Consider the following 20,774-nt stretch of genomic DNA (forward strand, 5'->3'; position numbering starts at 1 on the left):
GAACTGGGACATGCCTGGCATCATGAGGTGCTGAAAAAGGCTCCTGCCCTGCACCGTCATTATCCCATGACTCTGGCCGAAACCGCCTCTATTTTTTCTGAAACCCTGGTATTCCAGGCCTGTTACCACCAGGCGGGAGATCAGGAAAAAGCATCTCTTTTGGATAGTACTCTGATGGACTCCAACCAGGTCATCACGGATATACTCTCCCGCTTCCTCTTTGAGAAGGAATTGATGAAAAAAAGGGCTGAGGGGGAGTTGTCTCCTGAAAACCTGAAGGACATGATGCTCCGGGCCCAGGAAGCGACCTACGGTGATGCTCTGGAACAATCAGAAAGACACCCCTGGATGTGGGCTGTCAAAGGACACTACTATAATCAGGATCTGGCCTTCTACAACTTCCCCTATGCCTTCGGACTGCTTTTTGCCCTGGGTCTGTACAGTCTCTATGAAGAGATGGGTGAGGATTTTTCAGTATTGTATAAAAAAGTACTCCTGAAAACAGGACGCGCCAGCGCCGAAGACTGCGCCGCCGAAGCGGGCATCGATATTACAAAACAGGATTTCTGGGACAGAAGTCTGGGGGTGATCAAAAAGCAGATAGACGACTACTGCTCTCTGGTCCAGTCATGAGGGTATTTGCGCACCGCGGCGCCTCAGCTTATGCTCCCCAGAACACCCTGCCCTCCTTCAAAAAGGCTCTTGAATTGAAGGCCTCCGGGATAGAGCTGGACGTGCAGCTTTCCTCTGATGGAGTTCCGGTCGTCATTCATGACTTTTTCCTGGATAGGACCAGCGATGCCAGCGGCTTTATTCACAGCCTGACCTGGCAGGAAATCCGCAAGGCTGATGCAGGCCTCTGGTTCGGCCCGGAGTTCAAGGGAACTCCCGTTCCCAGTCTGGAAGAGGTGCTGGCCCTGATTCCCAGGGATGTCACACTGAATCTGGAGATAAAATCCATCAGCTCCCTGGAAGAACCAGTGGCAAGGATTGTCTCGGACCTTCTGAACCAGGAGAAAGAAAGGGATCTCATCGTCTCCTCCTTCAACCACCCCATTTTAAAGGAGTATCAATCCCTTGATCCCGATGTGAAGATCGGCATCCTCACAGGAAGTGATTTTATCGGCTTTCCCGCCTATGTGGAGGCCAGCGGATTGAGACCCTTCAGCATTCATCCCCAGGCCACATACCTTTCTGCCGAAACGATCCGGGAATATCATGAGAGAGGATGGCAGGTCCTGACCTATACGGTGAACTCATTGGAACAGGCCGGGATGGTTCAAAACTTAGGTGCGGATGGTATCTTTTCGGATTACCCCGATCTGTTAACCCGGTGAAACCTCAGAAACATCAATAGCGGTACTCCAGATTAAGGCTCAGAGAACTTGTGTCATACCTGACACCGGCACTTCCTGGATAAAAGCCTCGAAGAGAGCCGCTGTTGTTGTAAACCGCAGTATCTCCCTGAAATTCATGAACAGAATCAATATCTAAGCTTAAGGCCAGGGAAAAGACAGGAGTCCAGTGCCAGCTGGAATAAATGGAGAGTCCGGTATAGCTTCCCTTCCGGAATGTATCATAAAAGTGCAACCCCCGGAATTTGTGATAATCGTGATCATCCACAGAAACCATCCAGCTGTATATAAAAGTCCAACCACCGGTAAAGGATCCCTCCCTGAATGAAATGCCTCCTCCGATATAGGGAATTCTGTATTCAATATCATAGTCGATTCCATTCTGCCCGATGAGGGTTTCGTAATCAGATCCAGGATAATCCAGTTCCTTCAGAGAATCCGTCCAGCCCCACTGGATCAGCTTGAAACCGCTCAGAAAATCGAGGTTAAAATTATATGTCCTGTAGAACCGGACTGTGGCATTATAGTCCACCAGCAGAGAGTGGGTCAGGTAAATATCACTCAGGGAGTAATGGGTCCATTCCGTGTCGGTCTGGCTGAAGTAACCCGAAAGCCAGTCATGGTCGGTCATCTCTCCTGTTGAGGGGTTTATGGTGCTTCCTGCTGCGGCATTGAGGAACAGCACATTCCCGATGTTGACAGAACCGGAAAGACCGCTGATCAAGGCCGGATTGATTTCCCAGTGAAGGCGGCTCATATAAGGATAGGGTTCACTGCTGCTGTCGTACACCAGTTCATCTGAAAAACCTGTCATATAGGAGACAAAGGGACTCAGCGAGAGTTCTGCTGTTCTGCCTGGGGAAAGGAGTGCGCCCGACCTTGCCTGCAGGGCACTGAGAGGCAGGGAGGCAGTACACAGGAGAAAAATCAGGACCGTCAATCTCATACACATATTGTATCTTCCGGGAGAAGAAAAAACCAGCACTCCTGCAAACCCTTTCATGTCTGTCCCCTCTTTTCCAAATAGTGGCTCCCCTGCTACACTTCGTACACTATGAAAGCAGCTCCATTGATACAACTGACCGACCAATACCTCCCGGAATACCCTGAAAAAGGAAAAGGCCCCCCCCTCAGCTGGACCTGGAACCCCGGTGAATCCTGGGTCATCCTGGGAGAAAACGGCTCAGGGAAGACCCATTTCTCAGAACTCATCGCAGACAACATGCCTGGAAGAGTAGACAAGGTCTCCTTTGAAGACCTGGAAGAACTGCTGGAAAAACAGATCAGACAGGACGACTCGGAATACACGGGAAAGGTGGATACAGGGACTCCCCTCTTTGAATTCCTGGGCTTGAAAATCGGAGGAGAAATACCGACAGATGCTCCCCCTCCCCCCAGTGGTCTGGAGAAACTCATGAACTCGGGCCTCCGGATACTCTCCACCGGAGAGATCCGTAAATCCCTGATCTACAAAGCCCTGCTGGGAAAACCGGAGCTGTTAATCCTGGATGAACCCTTCGATGGTCTGGACAAAGAATCGGTTCTGCAGATGCAGGACATGATTAATACCCTGATCAGGGAGGGCTTTCCAGTCCTGATGATTCTCAATAGAAAAAGTGAGATTCTGCCGACTCACAGCCATGTTGCTGTATTCAGAGACTTCCATCTCGTCTTTAAGGGCAGCCTGAAAGAGTGGGTGCACTTTGACAGCCTGGATGTGCCTTCGGAGCAGAAAAATTTAAAAATACCGGCCTCACCGGGAAAAGCATATCAGGGAGGAGAAGACCTTCTGGTGGATATCCGCAATACCAGTATCAGATATGGAGACAAGACGATCCTGGACAGGGTGAACTGGCAGGTGAAACGGGGAGAGCATTGGAAAATCACCGGCCCCAACGGTGCCGGAAAATCCACACTCCTGGGCTTGATTACAGGGGACCAGCCCCAGGCCTATGCCAACGACATCCGGCTTTTCGGAAAACCACGAGGCAGCGGTGAGTCAGTCTGGGAGATCAAGGAGAAGCTGGGGATCATCTCACCGGCCCTGCAGCTCAGCTACAGAGTCAGTCTGACCGCCCGAATGTGCATCGTCTCCGGACTGTATGACAGCATCGGCATCTACAACAGCGTTCCTCCCCGGGAACGGGCCCTGGCGGATGAGTGGCTGGGCTATATCGGCATGTTTGATAAGGCGGAAACCCCCCTGAAACGGCTGTCCTATGGAGAGCAAAGGCTGCTGCTCATTGCGCGGGGGCTGATTAAACATCCTCCCCTTCTCATCCTGGATGAACCCTGTCAGGGCCTGGATGACAGAAACAGGGAAAGGATTCTGGAAGTTCTTGGTAATTTTGCAGGCGAATCGGAATCGACCCTCCTCTATGTGACTCACCATGAGGAAGACAAAATCAGGCACATTGAAAGGCATCTGTGTTTTCACCCCTGCAAGGGAGGTTTTACATTGACCTCAGACGCTCTTCCACTTCCCCAATAAGACTGTCGGGAGTCGAGGCCCCGGCGCTGAGTCCGATGATATCGTATCCGGCGGCCTCTTGAGGAATTTCTGAGGCATCCTGGATGTACCAGCAGGGGATTCCTGTGTCCTGAGCCGTCTTATAGAGGCGCTGGGTGTTGGCACTATCTTTCCCACCGATGATAAGGCAGGCATCCACACGGGTGCATAACTCTTTCAGAGCTTCCTGACGTTTACTTGTGGCGGAGCAGATGCTCTCTACAATCTTTAAATCCGCACATTTTTCTTTGAGAACATGACAGACCCGGTCGTATTCATCCTGTTTAATCGTGGTTTGACTGATCACCATGACAGGGCCTTTCAGAGACAGATTTCCTGCTTCTTCAGGGTCGCTGATCACGATGGGGTTATCTGCAAAACCAGCCAGTCCCTTGATCTCCCCATGATCGGGATCACCCACGATCACCGTATGATAACCCAGAGAAGAATACTTTCTGACTGTTTTCTGTGAGGCGATAACCTTTGGACAGGTTCCGTCCATGACAAGGCTTCCCCGTCGATTGAGAGCCTCTCTTGTCTGGGGAGGTATCCCATGAGCCCGGATAATCACGCGGCAGTCTGAGGGCACATCTTCCGGGGATTCCACTGTCTTGACTCCCCGGACGGCAAAGTCATTGATAACCCGGGGATTATGAATGATAGGGCCCAGAGTATAGACTTCGCTGTCCTCAAAGTTTACGGCTTCCTCCAGGGTGCCCACCGCCCTGCGGACTCCCAGACAGAATCCCATTTCATCGGCACGGATGATCGTCTTCTTATTCTTCTTCATTCTGACTTATTATGGAATATACACATACACTGTGTCATCCCCGCCCAGCTCCAGATTGTAATCCTCCAGATGCACCGCTTTGCCTGTGGAATGAATAAGTATGGTCCTGCGATTCATATAGGAATTACCCGAGGACAAGCGGTTCAGGAGGATTTGAAAGCTCTGGTTTTCCACGGAAAAACGGGAAATATCCCAGGAACGAAAAGAATCCATCCAGGGAGGGACCGAAAAACGGCCGTTTAAATCATAGGCAATCTCTGGAAAGTCTCCCCTTTCGATGGCAGAAATTAGATCCAACTCTTCCTGAGGGTTAAATTGACCCGAGCCGTAGGGAAAGGCCAGTGTCGGCAGAGAAACCGGAGTTCCCATATAATCAGAGAGGATTCTATTGCTCTCCCCAATCTCCCGGAGAAAGGCATCAATCGTCATTTTCTCCCGGAAGGTATGGGTCAGACTGTGATGCCCCAGATGAAACTCTCTGAGGGCATAGCGTATTTTATCCCTGACAACGGGCATGCCTTCATAGGGAAAACCCGGATTGGACAGCCCACCTCGCTGCCTGAAGGGTACTGCATCAAAGGAGATATAAAATGTCAGGTTGTAGTGATCTCCCGTTTTTTTAAAATAACGGGTATAGATGGCAGCCAGACAGTTCGGGTCCAGTTCCCAGGAATCCGGTTCTTCTCCCCGGGAATAAGCCTCAAGGGTTTCTTCATTCCACAACAGCTGTGTGGCCCCCGCATCATCCGCACCCAGAACAATGGGGCGCATCCCCGAGGGTACAGATGAAAAATCCCCTGTAGCAAAATTCAGGTCTGAAAGGGGGTAATACTTGTACTTGATCAGAAATGCCATGAGATGATGCACTCGGGGAAGGGACAATTCATACAATTCATCCTCTCCAATTTTATGAAAGCAGAGAACGGGAATTTGTCCTGATTTGTTATGGGGGTAAATAATAGTGGCACCCTGTTTTTGGACACTCACAGGAGATTCATATCTCAGACTCTCAAGAAGGAAGGACTCCGGGTCCTTCTCTTTAAGAGAACGGACAAAAATCAGCCGAACCGGCATACCCTCTCCATCAATAAGGATACGGTAAAGGTTACCCCCGGTCCTGGCACTCAGGGGAAAAGAGCACCCGAGAAAAAAAAGGAGCATATAAATGGTGAAAACTCTACGCCGGGAGATCAATCGTGGATAAAGATCTTAGAGAGAAGAGAGTGCTTGTGAGGCCTGCTGGCCGACAGGAGTGGAAGGTGCCAGATCCTTAGCCTTTTGATAGGCACTCTTGGCATTCTGCTTGCTTCCACTTCCCAGGTAAGCCGTTCCTTTCAAGAACTGGATCTGCTGTTCTTCATCAGAGCTGAGAGATGCATTGGAGCTTTCAAAACCTTTGATCAATTTGACAGCATCATCGTAGGAGAGTGAACGGATAAGCAGATCACTCATCCTGATAACATAGGCTCCCTGAAACTCCTTTTCAAGAGAATCAATCTCTACATCCTGCAGACTCCGGGCATAATCCCTTTTCTGTCCCAGTGCATCGTAGCAGATGGCGCTGAAAAACAGACAGTTCTGGTCCTCAAAAAATTCCCAACCCTCTTCAAAGTTAATAAGAGCTTCTTCATAATCATCCTGATCCAGCAACTTCATTCCAGCATACAGATAGGTGAAGGCATCTTCCATCCCCGTACTGTCTGAAACACTTGCCTCGGCACCGCGGACACCCATGGTTGCTTCATGCTGCCATTTTTCATTACCCGTACTGAGGGTCAACTTCTTTTTAAGATCCAGGGAGGTTGCAGCCACAGAGGCGCTTCCCCGCATTAACTCACGAACTTCGTAAGTCCCGTCTCTCGAGAGGGATACAATAGAATTACCGACCAGCAATTCGGCATAACCGTCACCCGACAGCTTCAGTGTAGCACTATCTGAAAGCTCATCACCTATACCGACTTCCTGCCAGCTCCCTGATTTCTGAACTTCAAGTATACCTTCAAGATAATCAACAGATGTATCTGCAAATATAAAAACCGGTAAAAAGAGGAATGCAATAATTATGAATAGTATTGTCCTTTTCATTGGAGAGCCTCCTTGGGCATTTTCAATATAATTTATATTCTAATTCATTATACAATCATTTGGAACAAATAACATTGTTCAGGACGAGCTAAATCGCGAAGGACCGGCATTATATGATCTGGAAGGGATGGAATGAAAAGTCTATAATACTCACTTTTGAAAAAAATACAGATATGAGGGATTTGGATGTCAGACGATAAAAAGGTTATTTACTCCATGGTGGGAGTAAGCAAAAGTCACAACCAGAAGGTGATTCTCAAAGATATATACCTCTCCTACTTTTACGGAGCCAAAATTGGTGTTTTAGGACTGAACGGTTCGGGAAAGAGTACACTTCTCCGCATCCTGGCGGGAGTTGATCAGGATATTACAGGTGAAACGGTCCTTTCAGAGGGCTTTACAATCGGTTATCTCGAGCAGGAGCCTCAGCTTGATCCTGATAAGACAGTCCGTGAAATCGTGGAAGAAGGGGCTCAGGAAACAGTCAACCTTCTCAAGGAATATGATGATATTAATGGAAAGTTCTCCGAGCCCATGAGCGATGATGAAATGAATCAGCTCCTTGAGAAGCAGGGAAAGATTCAGGATCGCCTGGAAGCCCTGGATGGCTGGGAACTGGATTCACGCCTGGAACTGGCCATGGACGCCCTGCGCTGCCCTCCGGAAGACAGCAAAATCGGAATACTCACGGGTGGAGAGAAAAGACGGGTGGCTCTGTGCCGGCTCCTCTTGAAAAAACCCGATATTCTGTTGCTGGATTAACCTACAAACCACCTTGATGCTGAATCCGTCGCCTGGCTGGAACATCATCTGCAGCGCTATGAGGGAACAATCATTGCCGTCACTCATGATCGTTACTTTCTGGACAATGTGGCCGGATGGATTCTGGAACTCGACAGAGCCCAGGGAATTCCCTGGAAGGGAAACTACTCATCCTGGCTGGATCAGAAACAAAAACGGATGCTCCAGGAGGAGAAGAAAGAATCAGAGCGTCAGAAGACACTGAAACGGGAGCTGGAATGGATTCGCTTGAGCCCTAAGGGCCGCCAGGATAAGTCGAAAGCCAGGATTAACTCCTACGAGACCCTGTTGAACCAGGATTCAAATGAATCAAGTAATGATTTGCAGCTTTTTATCCCCCCCGGCCCCAGGCTGGGGAATATTGTCATCGAGGCGGAGAATATCAGCAAAGGTTTTGGCGACAGACTCCTCTATGAGAACCTGAGTTTCAAACTCCCCCCCGGAGGGATTGTAGGAATTATAGGGGCCAATGGTGCGGGTAAAACGACCCTCTTTAAGATGATCACTGGTGAAGATACACCCGATGCGGGAAGCATTAAACTGGGTGAAACAGTCACTTTGGCCTATGTGGAACAGACCCGTGAAAATCTGGATCCGGAAAAATCCGTATGGGAGCAGATCTCTGACGGCCTGGATATTATCAAACTGGGTAAACGGGAAATGAACTCCCGGGCTATTGTCTCTCAATTCAATTTCATGGGAGCGGATCAGCAGAAAAAAGTCGGAATCCTCTCCGGGGGAGAAAGGAACAGGATCAATCTGGCCATGATGCTCAAGGAAGAGGCCAATGTTCTCCTCCTGGATGAACCCACCAATGACCTGGATATAAACACCATCCGGGCACTGGAGGATGGTCTGCTGAACTTTGCCGGATGTGCCGTTGTCATCAGCCATGACCGGTGGTTCCTGGACAGAATTGCCACCCACATTCTGGCATTCGAAGGCGACAGTAAGGCCTTCTGGTTTGAAGGAAACTTTTCTGAGTATGAAGAAAATAAGAAAAAACGTTTAGGAATTGATGCAGATCAGCCCCACCGGATCAAATACAGAAACCTGACAAGAGACTGATTCTTTTATGAGTCAAGGACTCCCTCTTTTCTGGTAAAAAGAAAAACCTCCCTGACGGGAGGTTTTTTTTACACAAAGAGTTCAGGGTGAATCTAATTGTTCAGGCTCCCCGCCTGGCGTGAACGGTTGACCTTCTCCATGGTCTTGAAGTATTCGGCGTTCTTTTTAACTTCCCTGATATCTTCGATAAAAAACTTATTATCCACAATCTTGAATTTTTTGTTGTCCATCAGTTTCCGCAGGGCTTGAGCACCGGCTTCTTTGGTGAGACCAACAATATTCACGAGCTCTTTTGGCCCGTAAGGATAGGTATAGGAGCGTTTAGACTCGGGATCAATGCGGTTTTTTTCCAGTTCCAGCAGGAGGGTATCGTACATTCGGCCCGTCGGATCAGCGATCATTGTGTTTTCAAGCTGTTTATATATGGACCAGATACGCTCGGCCAACAAAACGGTCAACCGGGATATGATCTTGGGCTGCTCGACAACCATGCTCTTGAAGTTGGATCTGTTGACAGCCATCAAAATGGCTGTTTCATGGGCAATAGCCGAGGCAGAACGGGGTTTATTCTCCAGAAGTGCCATCTCTCCGAAAATATCTCCCGGTTTTAGCAGGGCCAGCATGACCTCATTGTTATCGACAATTTTCGTAATCCTGATGCTTCCCTTCTGAATGATATACAGTTCGGGACCGAATTCAGCTTCGCTGAATACCATGGTATCCTTGGGATACTGCCGGATAAAATCATTGGATTTTTCTACATCCAGATAAGCCACCGTCGCATAAGGTTTGATCTTGTCCATCTTGATACGGGCTTCTTTAACATGATCACCCTGTGGACAGTGCTTCAAATACTGATAGTAGGAATAGTAAGCCTGATTATACTGATTCTGCTTGATGTAATACTCGGCCACATTGAAAAGATGAGGCGGCTCAATTTCTGCAGAACTCTTGAAGGTCATCCGGGTCAATGCTTCATCCAGCATTCTCACCTTCTTGGAAAATCCATTGATGATCTTCATGGCAACCGGTGTATTCCGTTCTATCAGCAGGGAGTACTGATCTTTTCGAACGGATATAAGTGTTACATCCGTCAGTGCCCTGGCTGTTTCAAGGTGGTTATGAGAAGCCATTGTAGAAACAACACCGAAAAAGTCACCAGGCTTGAAAATCTCCCCACCAGACTCTTCCTCGATCTCGAATTCCTTACCGCAGTGTACATTACCGGTTCTGATGATGTAAAACTGTTCGGTTTGCTTCCCTTCAACTGTGATGTAGGCGCCTTTCTTAAAACTGACAAGGCCTAACTGCAGTGGGTTATTCATCCCTACTCCCGTAAACACTATTGGCTGAAACCGGCGGGAAATAATCCCCGCCATGAATTTTCTGATTAGAGTTTAGTTATATATCGGAAAATCCTCACATAAAGATTGAACCTTTTTAGCGATTTCGTCAATTTTATTTTTTTCTCCACCACTTTTTAATATGGTACAGACAAAGTCTCCAATTTTTTCCATTTCTTTTTCTTTCATCCCTCTGGAAGTTACAGCAGGAGAACCGATGCGGACACCGGAAGTAACAAAAGGACTTTTCTGGTCAAAGGGAATACCATTCTTGTTGACCGTTATCTGTGCCAGATCCAACCAGCCTTCGGCTTCCTTACCACTGACTCCCAAGGGTGTCAGATCAACAAGCATCAGATGATTATCCGTTCCGCCGGAGACGATACGAACACCGCCGGCTTCCAGAGATTTAGCCAAGGCCGCCGCATTTTTAACGACCTGCTGTTGATATGTCTTAAACTCGGGCAACAGGGCTTCTTTAAAAGCAACTGCTTTTGCTGCAATAATATGCATCAATGGACCGCCCTGCATTCCGGGGAAAATTGCTCCGTTGACAATCTCAGACCAATTCTTGACCCGTCCGGATTTAGCTGCGATAACACCCATGTCATTCTCGCCGTCTTTACCCATAAGAATCATACCGCCCCGAGGGCCTCTTAAGGTCTTGTGAGTAGTGGTTGTTGTAAAATGGGATGACTTTATTGGTGAGGGGTGACAACCGGCTGCAACCAGACCGGCAATATGGGCCATATCAGTCATGAGGTAAGCTCCCACCTCATCAGCAATGGCTCTAAACTTATCAAAATCAAGGATTCTTGGATAAGCCGAGGCTCCTGCGACAATCATCTTGGGTTTAACTTCTTTGGCAATCTTTAACAGTTCATCGTAATCGATTGTTTCTGTTTCCCGATTCACACCGTAACTGACAATATTGTAGAGTTGACCCGAGAAGTTGACAGGAGATCCGTGTGTCAGGTGACCCCCGTGGGACAGATTCATACCCAGAACTGTGTCGCCGGGTTTACAAACAGAGAAGTAGACTCCCATGTTTGCCTGGCTGCCGGAATGAGGTTGGACATTGGCAAAGTCACATCCGAAGAGTTCTTTAGCTCTGTCAATGGCCAGATTTTCCGCTTCGTCTACAAATTCACATCCGCCATAATATCTTTTCCCGGAATAACCTTCAGCATATTTGTTCGTCAATACCGATCCTGCTGCTTCCAGTACAGCCTTGGAAACAATGTTCTCCGAAGCGATCAGCTCCAGATTACCCTTCTGTCTGTTTAGCTCACGACCCATGGCCGCAAACAGCTCCGGGTCAAATTTCTGTAATTCCGTCATCCACCCAACTCCTTGAAATATACTCTCGAGAATAATATCCCGTTGATTGATTCTAAAACTCAGGCCCATTAAAGGCTTGTATGCCCTACCAGCGCCATGTTATGGCCCTGGTGATTTATTCACTCGAGGCCCAAGGACTTAAGCTACTTTGCTCTACCAGAGCCATAACATGGCTCTGGTGGTTTTTTCAGTTAGGCCTAAGGGCCTATACCACTTAATCATCCAGGCAATGCTATTGCCTGGATAGGATAATATAACATGGCCTAATAAAGGCTTGTATGCCCTACCAAGGCCATAACATGGCCTTGGTGCTTTTTTCACTCGAGGCCCAAGGGTATTATAGCAATATCTTTATAAATTATGGAACAGCTATCCAGATTTCCCAGCCATTCTGCATAATGACTCTGCCGGCTGTAGTCCGCATGGGCACTGAATCGGCTTTTATTATAGAGTGCCGGGAAGTGTTGACGTCCCCGGGTGAAGGCCAGATGTCCAGCATCCAGAGTGCCCCAGCCTCCGATCTGTGGATTCTCACCGCTTATCCAGTCCACCAGGACTCCGTCTTCTCCAGCGGGATCGGCAGGAAACCATCCAAACCCGGGAAGATATACTTCTACCCAATGATGCGGAATACCCTGATTTCCTGTGGAGGGAAGCCAGACTCCTGAAACAATACGAGAGGGGATATCCACAGAACGGGCCAGGCAGACAAAGAGGGATGCATATCCCAGAGAATCAATTTTACGAGTCGTTAACCAGAGAGCGGGATCGGATTCGGGATTGTCAGTATCAGGTTCCATCTTCCACAGAACATAGTCGTAGAGTAGCTTCGCTTTTTTATAGGGATTGTTTTCCCTTTTAATCACAGCCAGAGCGGTTCTTCTAAAATCCGAGACAGGAAGGTCGGGTTCATCTCCCAACCAGCATTCCAGCATGGACAAATTCTTATATTCCGGGGAAATATCTTCAGAATTTAAATCATAACGAATATCACTGACTTCAAGCAGAAACTCCCTGCTCAGATTGAGAGAATCACCGCTTTTCAGCTCTTCAAGAATCAGCAATGAATTTTCGGTTTCAAACCCGGACTCTTCAGGAATGATGTTCTGTCCGGGTCTGACCTGAGGATCAGGAATTCTGAGAGCCAGCGAATTCCCGGGAAAGGCTGCCACATGGGAGATGCTCAAATCCTGACGGATCTTGATAGACCGGGGGATTCCCAGAATCGGCTCAGCCTTTGACAGGACATCAATACTGACCGGATTGCTGTATCCCGAGGCTGTATGCAGATAGAGGGGACCGTTTTTCGCCTGTTCAGGCAGAAAAAATGAGACTCCTTCATTCTGCCAGCTGTAAATATGATCTTCCGAAACCGGAAAAAAATGCTCTTCATCGGGCAGATCAAGAACCCCTTCAGGAGCTTCCCCCGAAATGCTCACAAGAATCCGGCTGTTTTTTTTCCGCATCCCCATTTTGTCTCCCTTGAGGATGATGAGATCCCCCGGGTAAAAACTGCTGCTGTTGATTCCAGATAGGTAGGGCTTTCCTGGAAGAAAGGCCCCGGATGTCAGATCGGGAACCCTCTCTGATAAAATGAAAAGGGCTCCCCGGCTTCGTCCTCCCGTGGTTTCCACAGAAATTAGACCGGAACTATTCATGGGAGGTACCCGGACATGGACCACATCATCTGTCCAGGATTCAATAAATGAGGTTGTGAGGGGAATATTATCCATTAAGATTTTTGATTTGCCCCGGGCCTGGCCGAAATTCTGACCGTTCAATATCATGAGATCTCCCGGACTGACCCGGGATGGCTCTACTGACAGGATAACAGGATGAGTCCGGGATATAGCCATGCTGACTGTAAATAACAAAAGAATTCCCGCAAAGAAGACCCCGGGCAGAATGTGATAGAGGTAAAGGTTTTTATTCATGAATATTCCTTGAGGAGCAATCAGTTCCCTTTCTTTTCTACCTCGGGAAGGGGCTCTCCTGCAAGTGTCTGTTCAATCAGATAGGGATAGATTTGTAAAACCATCTCGATATGAATCTGATTGGGGTTCTTCAAATTCTCCAGTTTACCCAAGGGATAAAAATAGATTGTTTCATCATACTCCAGGGGAATACTTTTCATGCTTGTGAAATACCTGAGGTTCTCGGGACTGCTCTCTGTTGCAGGCTCTTTGAGCCAAATCTCACTCTGGGCAACGAGGATCAAGCCTCCAGGACTCTTCCTGTAGGGGGTAAAATGGACCGAAAGGCGCGCCTGTTCGTTCTGCATATGAATCGTGACGGGACGCCCGGGGATTGTCAACTTTTCAAGCTCCGACTGCCACATGACATTCTGAACATCATGAAACAATTTTGCCTGAATACGCACTGTCAGAGCCTCTTTCAGAAGCTCCTCCATATTGGGATCAGACTGACCGGTATCTGTTTGACCGAGATCTGTCTTATTCTGAGAAAATGCCCCGCTTACAAGAAATAATGCCAGAATGATTCCAATTGTCAGTCTTTTTCGCGTCAACGGGATGAGCCCCCGGTAAAACTTGCTGAACGGACAAGCTGAGAGTCTCCATACAGAGCCAAACTCAAGTCTCCTGGCAGATTCAGACTGGCTTCCTGACTAAAGAGGCTGCTCTCAGACTGATTGATGAGGGACAGCATGGCCTCAATATCTTCTCCTGGAATCATCATATCACCGGGAGGAACGGACCAGCCTTCGGATATAGCCAGGGGCAGATCCATATAGCTCGCATTCGGACCGGGTGATCCGGCCATGGACAGTCCAAAAAAGAAAGCCAGGATAGCGGCAGCGGCGGCAGCAATGGGAAATACTGGATTTTTAAAAGCAGGAAGAAAATGAATCCCGTCAATATTTTCCTTATGTCTAATGAGTTTTTGAATATCTTCAAAGGAAGAAGTCAAAGCAGGCTCCCCTTCTGAATGTAACTGGGCTGATTGTTGTTCGAATTCTTTCAAAATAGAATGGCAGTCATCACAAACCTGAATATGTTCTTCAATCTCTTCTTTCCAGGGACTGGAAACCTCACCATCATAAAAGGCTGACAACAGCTTGTCATCAGGGCACATAAATTTCCCCCTTATCAAGGATATCACTTAATTTCTGTCTGGCACGGAATACACGAATCTTTACATTACCTTCAGATATTTTCAGAATTTCTCCAATCTGCTTGTAGTTGAGGTTGGCATATTCCTTCAATGTCAACACCACCCTCATTTTATATGGCAGTTTCATAAGCGCGTCCTGAACAAGTTTTTTAGACTCGTCCTGCATGAGACCCTGTTCGCCCTGGTTATAAACCTCTGGTTTAGGCTCATGATAGTGCTTCTGATAAGCATTTCTTTCACGACCCTTTCTCTTTTCATGGTTATAGGCCAGGTTTTTGACAACACGGATCATCCAATATTTAGCCTGTTCTCCCGGGGGAATCTTATCTAACCGTTCATAATAACGGACGAAAGCCTCCTGACAGAGGTCTTCACTGACCTCCATACTACCGGTAATCCTGTAGGCAACTCTTACTAAAAGGGGGTAAATATCTTTATAAGCCAGCTCAAAAATTTCAGACACCAGAGCCTACCCTCTCAACATTAAAACATAGAAACCGGAATGCTGTTACATCTATTTTCAATTTTTTTTCCATTTGGGTCCACCCGGTGCATCGATGATCTGGATTCCCTGCTTCAGAAGCTGATCCCGGATCTCATCAGACCGGGAAAAATCTTTGTTCTTCCGAGCCTCCTGACGCTCCTGAATCAACTGATTGATCTCTTCATCCAGGCTACCGGTCATCTCTTCTTCACCGGCAACTTCATCAGAAACCTCATTCAGCTTCAATCCGAGGATTCGATCCATATCCAGTATGAGGGTCAATTTCTCCGATGCAGTCAGCCCTCTATTCTTCAGAAGACTCCAGATATCGGCCAAAGCTCTGGGTGTATTCAGATCGGCAGCCATATGATCCTGAAAATCATTCAACACCCTTTTGGCTTCTTCCGAGAGAGCCTGAAGATCAGGAACCGCGCCGTCTTTTTTCATCACCTGAATTTTTCTGACCAGTGATTCTCTGGCTGAACGGGAAGCATCCAGGGATTCCCAGGAAAAAACAAGCTGGGAACGATAATGCCCCCCCAGGAGAAAATAGCGATAATCCAGAGGATCATAGCCCTTATGCAAAAGATCCTGCAGTGTGATGAATCCGCCCTTGGATTTGGACATTTTACCACTTTTCATCAGGATAAATTCATTATGAAGCCAGTAATTAACCCACTTGCAGCTGTTTGCCGCCTCGGATTGGGCGATTTCGTTTGTATGATGGATAGGAATGTGATCAACCCCGCCGCAGTGAATGTCAAAATGAGGTCCCAGATATTTGCAGCTCATGGCGGAACACTCGATGTGCCAACCCGGATAGCCCTTACCCCAGGGAGAGTCCCAGGTCATGGCCTGAGTTTCAAACTTGCTGTTTGTAAACCAGAGTACAAAGTCGGTATAGTTTTTTTTGTTTTCATCTACGGCGACTCGGGCACCATGCTGAAGGTCCTGATTTTCCAGATTTGCCATGCGTCCATACTCAGGGAAGTTGGCCGTGTTGAAGTAGACATTCCCGTCGGCAACATAGGTAAAGCCCTTGTCTTCCAGGGTTTTAATCATATCAATCATATCCTGAATATGGTCGGTAGCCTTGCAGACCTGCAAGGGCCGTTTGATATTCAGCCTCTCTGAATCTTTAAAAAAAGCATCTGTAAAATGCTGTGCAATATCCCAGACGGTCATGCCCTGCTCCCGGGCGCTCTTGATCATCTTGTCTTCACCATCGTCCCCGTCTCCGGTGAGGTGTCCCACGTCGGTCACATTCATGACATGGTTCACCTTGTATCCGGCGTATTCCAGAGTCCGTCTAAGAATATCTTCAAATGTATAGGCCCGCATGTTTCCAATATGAGCATAATTGTAAACAGTGGGACCGCAGCAGTACATTCCTACCTGTCCCTCAACCAGGGGAAGAAAGTCCTGCAGGAGCCGTCCATCTGAATTCATCAGTTTCACTTTCACAAATACACCTCACTGTGTTGCCAACCAGGGGCAGTCCAATTATCATTGTAGTTGTGTATAAATTAATCAATATGAAAAGAAAAATCAATATCAGGGGTTCTTTGCGAGAACAGGAGCCTCTGAAGAACCATACGAGCTTCCGCATAGGCGGAAAGGCGGATCTCTTTGCCGAGCCTTTGGATGAAGTAGATCTTTTAAATCTGCTTTACGACCTGAAAGAGATGGAGATTCCCTGGTTTATCCTCGGCGGGGGTGCCAATATTCTCATCGCAGACAAGGGGATAAGAGGCATGGTCATCTCCATGGCCCGGCTGGACTCGGTCGTGTTAAAAGGAAAGATCCTGAAACTGGGGGCGGGTCTTCCTGTTTCAGATGGTGCCGCCTATGCCGCAGACAAGAGCCTTAAAGGATTGGAATTCATCTATTCCATGCCCGGCTCTGTGGGAGGAGCCCTGTGGATGAACGCCCGTTGCTACGGTGGAGAAATTGCAGAAAGTCTCAAGGGTGGTGAAATCATCAATGAAAAACTTGAAAGGGAGTATATCCCCTTCAAGAAGGAGGACTGGGCATACAAAAAATCCCCCTTTCAGAACAGAAATTGTATTATACTATCTGCTGAGTTCGATCTGAGGGAGGGCAACCCGTCTGATTTATGGTCATTGATGAGAGAAATCCGTAAAGACAGGGAAGACAAGGGACATTTCAGAGCTCCCTGCGGCGGGTCAACTTTCAAGAACAACAGGGCTTTTGGAGCTCCATCGGGACAGATCATCGAAGAAACCGGACTGAAGGGTCTTCGTCTGGGGGGCGCTGCCATTTCGGACTGGCATGGGAATATTCTCATCAATGAAAAGAATGCTACCGCGGATGAACTTGATAAGCTGATTCGTCTTGTGCAGAAGAAAGTCCTCGAGAGAACAGGATTTCTTCTGGAACCCGAGTTAATCAGGGTCGGAGACTGGGAGGATAATGATGCAGAATCTGATTGAGAATATTAGAGAATATCTAGATCCGGTCAATTACGGGCAGCTTCGTGCGGTTCTGGAGGAACTCAGTGCCTCAGAGATTGCCGAAATATGGGACAATTTTTCTGACGAAGAGAGCCTCAAGATATTTGTTTTAATCCATCAGGATAAAAGAGGCGATCTTATAACCGAGCTTCAGACCTATGAGCAGGAGCACCTGATTCGGGAACTCTCAGAGAGAATAACTCAACATCTTCTGAACGATATGGAGCCGGATGACCTGGTAGACCTGATACAATCGGTCAGCCCGGAACTCCGTTCTGCCGTATGGGATCAGCTCAGTGAAGAGACCAGGAAGGAGACGACCTTTCTCCTCCGCTTTGACGAGGATGATGCGGCGGGAATCATGACCCCCCGTTATGCAGCCATCCTGGGAGGAATCACCGTAGCCCAGGCCCTTCATTTCATCCGGTCTTCCATGGATAAGCTGGAAACCATTTATTATCTGTATGTGGTGGACAAGCTGAAGCGCCTCAATGGTGTGGTCTCACTCAAAGACATTCTCAGGGCTAAAGATACAGATCTGATCGAAGATATCATGATCCGAAAGGTGATATACGTCCATGACGATACAGACCAGGAAGAGTCTGCACGGGTTCTGGAGAATCATGGGCTGCTGGCTCTGCCCGTAGTAGACCGCTTCTCCCGTCTACTGGGGATTATAACCTTTGATGACGTTATTGATGTTATCAGGGAAGAACAAACCGAAGATATCTACAAGATGGGAGCCATGGGCGGAAATACCCAGAGCTATCTTGAAACCAGCGTGTGGGGGCTTGTGAAGAAACGGGTCCCCTGGTTGATTATCCTGCTGATTGCAGGAACCATCACGACCAATGTGCTCCATATGTACCAGAACATCCTGCTGACAGCCACCTTCCTGACCCTCTTCATACCGGTTATCACCCAGACTGGAGGAAATTCGGGAACCCAGTCGTCCACATTGATGATCCGGGGATTGGCGACAGGGGAGCTTCATTTTCGCGATATGGGAAAAGTCATCCTCAAAGAACTGCTTGTGGGTCTTCTTCTGGGTTTCACCACGGGCTTTGTCATCCTGGCACGGGCTTATCTGACTCCCCCGGGAATTGAATTTTTCCCAGCTGTGGCCATTGCCATATCCCTGTGCAGCGTTGTCATTTTTGCCACGGTACTGGGAGCATTGATGCCTCTGCTGATTCACAAATTAGGATTTGACCCCACCGTTGCCGCCGGGCCTTTAATGTCTACAATCATCGATGTCTGCGGTTTGACTATTTTCTTTGAAGTCACCCGGAGGGTTCTCAATCTGTGACCCCTGGACCCTGTGATTCTTCAGGAAGATTCTATCGCGATCAGATGACCCGGGTTGAGATCAAGAAGGCAGCCTTCCCGATAGGCTCCGGGGACCTCCTCTATTTTGGAGGATCCTGTTTTGCTGAAAATCTTCATTCTTATTGGCAGGATCACTTTCTGCCCTGCGGCCTGGCTCCCTTTGGCAGCACATACAATCCTGCCTCTCTGAGGGATAGTTTCCGTCTCATCTGCAGTGAAAGTGCTGTCAAAGAAGAGGAACTTTTCCTTCATAATGAACTCTGGCGTCATCCCCTTTTCAACACCCTCATAGTGGACAAAGATGCCACCGTTCTAACCAGGAGAATCAATGCGGAACTGAAGGCACACCGAGTCCTGCTGAAGAAAACGGATCATCTTGTGCTCACCCTGGGGACAGCCTTTGTGTTTGAGGAGAAAGCTACCCAAAAAATCGTCAATAACTGCCATAAACGGCCCGCCTCGGAATTCCAAAGGTATTCGCTGACAAGCGAAGAGATCACGAAAGCTCTGAAGGATCTGATGAAGGCTGTCAGGGGCATAAATCCTCAGGTGCGTCTGATTCTGACCCTCAGTCCGGTCCGCCATCTGCGGGACAAAGCATGGGAAAACTCACTGAGTAAGGCCCTCCTGCGCTGCGGGTTGGATGAGTATCTGAAACACGACATAGAATCCCAGTATTTCCCCTCCTTTGAAATCATGATGGATGAACTTCGGGATTATCGATGGTACGCCGATGACCTGGTACATCCTTCCGAGACTGCCCTGGGGTACATCATGGAGCAATTCCGGGAATTTTACGGGGATAAAGACTTGAATATCTACCTGCAGGAGGCAGAAACACTGGCGGCAATGCACAGGCACAGGATTCTCCATCCCGATACCGCGGAAGGAAGGAAGTTTAATCAAAATAAAGAATCGAAAACACAGGAATTTATTAAAAGATACCCCTTTTGTATCAGAGATAATCTTTTAAGATAAAAATCCTATGGAAAGTGAGGAGATATGTGGGGACGCCTCGCGCCTCCCGGAAACATCAGGAAAAGGATTAATCCTTAAGCCGTCTTTTCAGGACCCAATCCAGAAACTGTGTATGGATTTCCCAGGAGGATGCGCCATAACCGCCGGCAGCGACCCAGGCCGAAGGAATCTGCCGGTCTTCCAGAAAGCGGTAGAGGGCCTGATCCCGCTCCAGCATCTGCTCTTTTGTCATCTTCATCAGATCAGTGGAAGGCAATTCATCCTTTTCGTAGGGATCCACACCAGCCACAACAAAGACCAGGTCAGGACGACCCTTTTGTTCCAGCTTGTCCATCGCTTTCATCAGCCGGTGAGTATACTCACCCTCCTCTCCCGATTCAATGGGGATATCCACATCTCCGGGGAACCAGGATGGATTCAGACTACCGTCTTCTTTAAACTCGGGACTATCCAGAGGCCAGCCTCTGGCCATATGAATGCTCAGACTGGTTATATCGGAATGAGAGGCCATGATCTCGGCCGTACCGTCTCCCCTGTGAGCATCCATATCAACGATCCAGGCGGTCTTGAAAAGACCTTCATCACGGGCCTTGAGGAGAGCCACGGCGATATCGTTGAGCAGACAGAAACCATGACCGTATCCTGGATGACCATGGTGCATACCACCTCCCAGAAAATAGGAAAACCCTGTTTCCAATGCTATGGGAATGGCCGCATAAGAGCCTGAAATGATGGTCATGACATCCTCAATAATGCCCCCCAGGGGGGCTTCGGCTTCTTCTGGATCGTAACGGTTGAAATTTCCCTGTTCATCCAGGAGTTCATAGGCTTCCATGAGGGTTTGTTCCTGGTTTTCTCCCAAAAGGCGGTCCAGGTATTCTGCACTGTGAGCCCTTTCCAAATCGTCCCGGCTGATCGATGCGGGAAAATCCTGAATCAGCCAGTCGGCTTTCCGTCTTCCCAGAGTGGAATCCGCTTTCAGGGCTTTTATGGTATTTGTTTTCCGGCTGTCCAGAGATGGAATCTGTATTCCGTATTTGGGAAATGTGATTTTAGCAAGGGGATTATATATCAGCATGGAGGAA

The 20,774-nt window shown here is 48.2% G+C and carries 18 protein-coding genes and 1 pseudogene; 7 read left to right on the top strand and 12 right to left on the bottom strand.

All coding sequences use genetic code 11. The features are described from left to right. On the top strand, nucleotides 1–633 hold a 633-nt coding region (locus PF479_RS08905), incomplete at its 5' end, for a M3 family metallopeptidase (protein WP_298005112.1). Continuing rightward, nucleotides 630–1,337 (top strand): glycerophosphodiester phosphodiesterase family protein, encoded by a 708-nt coding sequence (locus tag PF479_RS08910; protein WP_298005115.1) that lies wholly within the window; start codon nucleotides 630–632, stop codon nucleotides 1,335–1,337. The genes PF479_RS08905 and PF479_RS08910, both read left to right, overlap by 4 nt. Nucleotides 1,338–1,350: 13 nt before the next feature. Here the strand turns inward: PF479_RS08910 and PF479_RS08915 are convergent, their stop codons facing one another. Further along, a complete protein-coding gene (locus tag PF479_RS08915) occupies nucleotides 1,351–2,358 on the bottom strand; it encodes an omptin family outer membrane protease (RefSeq protein WP_298005118.1) in 1,008 nt (335 codons plus the stop codon). Nucleotides 2,359–2,424: 66 nt separating this feature from the next. On the opposite strand from PF479_RS08915, the gene PF479_RS08920 reads away from it, so the two are divergent. After that, nucleotides 2,425–3,846 (top strand): ATP-binding cassette domain-containing protein, encoded by a 1,422-nt coding sequence (locus PF479_RS08920; protein ID WP_298005121.1) that lies wholly within the window; start codon nucleotides 2,425–2,427, stop codon nucleotides 3,844–3,846. On the opposite strand, the gene ispH is transcribed toward PF479_RS08920, so the two are convergent. The 3 genes from ispH to PF479_RS08935 form a co-directional block, all read right to left on the bottom strand. Next, the gene (gene ispH / locus PF479_RS08925; protein ID WP_298005124.1) at nucleotides 3,809–4,654 is read right to left on the bottom strand and encodes a 4-hydroxy-3-methylbut-2-enyl diphosphate reductase; all 846 of its coding nucleotides are present in this window, start codon (nucleotides 4,652–4,654) and stop codon (nucleotides 3,809–3,811) included. The genes PF479_RS08920 and ispH overlap by 38 nt on opposite strands. Before the next feature lie 9 nt (nucleotides 4,655–4,663). Beyond that, a complete protein-coding gene (locus PF479_RS08930; protein ID WP_298005127.1) occupies nucleotides 4,664–5,728 on the bottom strand; it encodes a hypothetical protein in 1,065 nt (354 codons plus the stop codon). Nucleotides 5,729–5,863: 135 nt separating this feature from the next. Continuing rightward, on the bottom strand, nucleotides 5,864–6,739 hold the full coding sequence (locus tag PF479_RS08935; RefSeq protein ID WP_298005129.1) for a hypothetical protein: 876 nt from the start codon (nucleotides 6,737–6,739) through the stop codon (nucleotides 5,864–5,866). 186 nt (nucleotides 6,740–6,925) lie between these two features. On the opposite strand from PF479_RS08935, the pseudogene ettA reads away from it, so the two are divergent. After that, nucleotides 6,926–8,608 (top strand): annotated as a pseudogene (ettA, locus tag PF479_RS08940) (energy-dependent translational throttle protein EttA). A 92-nt stretch (nucleotides 8,609–8,700) separates the two neighbouring features. Here ettA and PF479_RS08945 read toward each other — a convergent pair. The 7 genes from PF479_RS08945 to cysS form a co-directional block, all read right to left on the bottom strand. Beyond that, nucleotides 8,701–9,933: a Crp/Fnr family transcriptional regulator gene (locus PF479_RS08945; protein WP_298005132.1), complete on the bottom strand. Its 1,233-nt coding sequence runs from the start codon at nucleotides 9,931–9,933 to the stop codon at nucleotides 8,701–8,703. Between the two features lie 72 nt (nucleotides 9,934–10,005). Further along, a complete protein-coding gene (gene glyA, locus PF479_RS08950) occupies nucleotides 10,006–11,292 on the bottom strand; it encodes a serine hydroxymethyltransferase (protein WP_298005134.1) in 1,287 nt (428 codons plus the stop codon). A gap of 317 nt (nucleotides 11,293–11,609) precedes the next feature. Beyond that, the gene (locus PF479_RS08955) at nucleotides 11,610–13,226 is read right to left on the bottom strand and encodes a transglutaminase domain-containing protein (protein WP_298005137.1); all 1,617 of its coding nucleotides are present in this window, start codon (nucleotides 13,224–13,226) and stop codon (nucleotides 11,610–11,612) included. Nucleotides 13,227–13,246: 20 nt separating this feature from the next. After that, complete coding sequence (locus PF479_RS08960) at nucleotides 13,247–13,819, bottom strand: hypothetical protein (protein ID WP_298005140.1); 573 nt, start codon at nucleotides 13,817–13,819, stop codon at nucleotides 13,247–13,249. Continuing rightward, nucleotides 13,816–14,385 (bottom strand): anti-sigma factor, encoded by a 570-nt coding sequence (locus PF479_RS08965; protein WP_298005143.1) that lies wholly within the window; start codon nucleotides 14,383–14,385, stop codon nucleotides 13,816–13,818. Before PF479_RS08965 ends, PF479_RS08960 begins: the two co-directional genes overlap by 4 nt. Next, nucleotides 14,375–14,887 (bottom strand): RNA polymerase sigma factor, encoded by a 513-nt coding sequence (locus PF479_RS08970; RefSeq protein ID WP_298005146.1) that lies wholly within the window; start codon nucleotides 14,885–14,887, stop codon nucleotides 14,375–14,377. The genes PF479_RS08965 and PF479_RS08970 overlap by 11 nt, the downstream gene beginning before the upstream one ends. Nucleotides 14,888–14,944: 57 nt before the next feature. After that, nucleotides 14,945–16,372 carry a cysteine--tRNA ligase gene (gene cysS / locus PF479_RS08975; protein WP_298005150.1) on the bottom strand — a complete coding sequence of 476 codons (1,428 nt, stop codon included), beginning with the start codon at nucleotides 16,370–16,372 and terminating at the stop codon, nucleotides 14,945–14,947. Nucleotides 16,373–16,443: 71 nt separating this feature from the next. Between cysS and murB the strand changes: the two genes are divergently transcribed. The 3 genes from murB to PF479_RS08990 are packed head-to-tail and all read left to right on the top strand — an operon-like array spanning nucleotide 16,444 to nucleotide 19,689. Beyond that, nucleotides 16,444–17,361: a UDP-N-acetylmuramate dehydrogenase gene (murB, locus tag PF479_RS08980; protein WP_298005153.1), complete on the top strand. Its 918-nt coding sequence runs from the start codon at nucleotides 16,444–16,446 to the stop codon at nucleotides 17,359–17,361. Then, nucleotides 17,342–18,691: a magnesium transporter gene (mgtE, locus tag PF479_RS08985; RefSeq protein ID WP_298005155.1), complete on the top strand. Its 1,350-nt coding sequence runs from the start codon at nucleotides 17,342–17,344 to the stop codon at nucleotides 18,689–18,691. The genes murB and mgtE overlap by 20 nt, the downstream gene beginning before the upstream one ends. Continuing rightward, nucleotides 18,688–19,689, top strand: a complete 1,002-nt coding sequence (locus PF479_RS08990) for a GSCFA domain-containing protein (protein ID WP_298005162.1) — start codon at nucleotides 18,688–18,690, stop codon at nucleotides 19,687–19,689. Before mgtE ends, PF479_RS08990 begins: the two co-directional genes overlap by 4 nt. Nucleotides 19,690–19,756: 67 nt before the next feature. Here PF479_RS08990 and PF479_RS08995 read toward each other — a convergent pair whose 3' ends face one another. Then, nucleotides 19,757–20,767 carry a histone deacetylase gene (locus PF479_RS08995; protein WP_298005165.1) on the bottom strand — a complete coding sequence of 337 codons (1,011 nt, stop codon included), beginning with the start codon at nucleotides 20,765–20,767 and terminating at the stop codon, nucleotides 19,757–19,759. Nucleotides 20,768–20,774 lie beyond the last annotated feature (7 nt).

Origin of the sequence: Oceanispirochaeta sp., from assembly GCF_027859075.1 — a bacterium.
Classification (GTDB): domain Bacteria; phylum Spirochaetota; class Spirochaetia; order DSM-2461; family DSM-2461; genus Oceanispirochaeta.

Coding starts and splice junctions, on each gene's coding strand:
- ispH (WP_298005124.1), bottom strand. CDS start 4,654: ATGAAGAAGAATAAGAAGACGATCATCCGTGCCGATGAAATGGGATTC.
- PF479_RS08955 (WP_298005137.1), bottom strand. CDS start 13,226: ATGAATAAAAACCTTTACCTCTATCACATTCTGCCCGGGGTCTTCTTT.
- PF479_RS08930 (WP_298005127.1), bottom strand. CDS start 5,728: ATGCCGGTTCGGCTGATTTTTGTCCGTTCTCTTAAAGAGAAGGACCCG.
- PF479_RS08915 (WP_298005118.1), bottom strand. CDS start 2,358: ATGAAAGGGTTTGCAGGAGTGCTGGTTTTTTCTTCTCCCGGAAGATAC.
- PF479_RS08945 (WP_298005132.1), bottom strand. CDS start 9,933: ATGAATAACCCACTGCAGTTAGGCCTTGTCAGTTTTAAGAAAGGCGCC.
- murB (WP_298005153.1), top strand. CDS start 16,444: ATGAAAAGAAAAATCAATATCAGGGGTTCTTTGCGAGAACAGGAGCCT.
- PF479_RS08965 (WP_298005143.1), bottom strand. CDS start 14,385: ATGTGCCCTGATGACAAGCTGTTGTCAGCCTTTTATGATGGTGAGGTT.
- PF479_RS08910 (WP_298005115.1), top strand. CDS start 630: ATGAGGGTATTTGCGCACCGCGGCGCCTCAGCTTATGCTCCCCAGAAC.
- PF479_RS08995 (WP_298005165.1), bottom strand. CDS start 20,767: ATGCTGATATATAATCCCCTTGCTAAAATCACATTTCCCAAATACGGA.
- mgtE (WP_298005155.1), top strand. CDS start 17,342: ATGATGCAGAATCTGATTGAGAATATTAGAGAATATCTAGATCCGGTC.
- glyA (WP_298005134.1), bottom strand. CDS start 11,292: ATGACGGAATTACAGAAATTTGACCCGGAGCTGTTTGCGGCCATGGGT.
- PF479_RS08935 (WP_298005129.1), bottom strand. CDS start 6,739: ATGAAAAGGACAATACTATTCATAATTATTGCATTCCTCTTTTTACCG.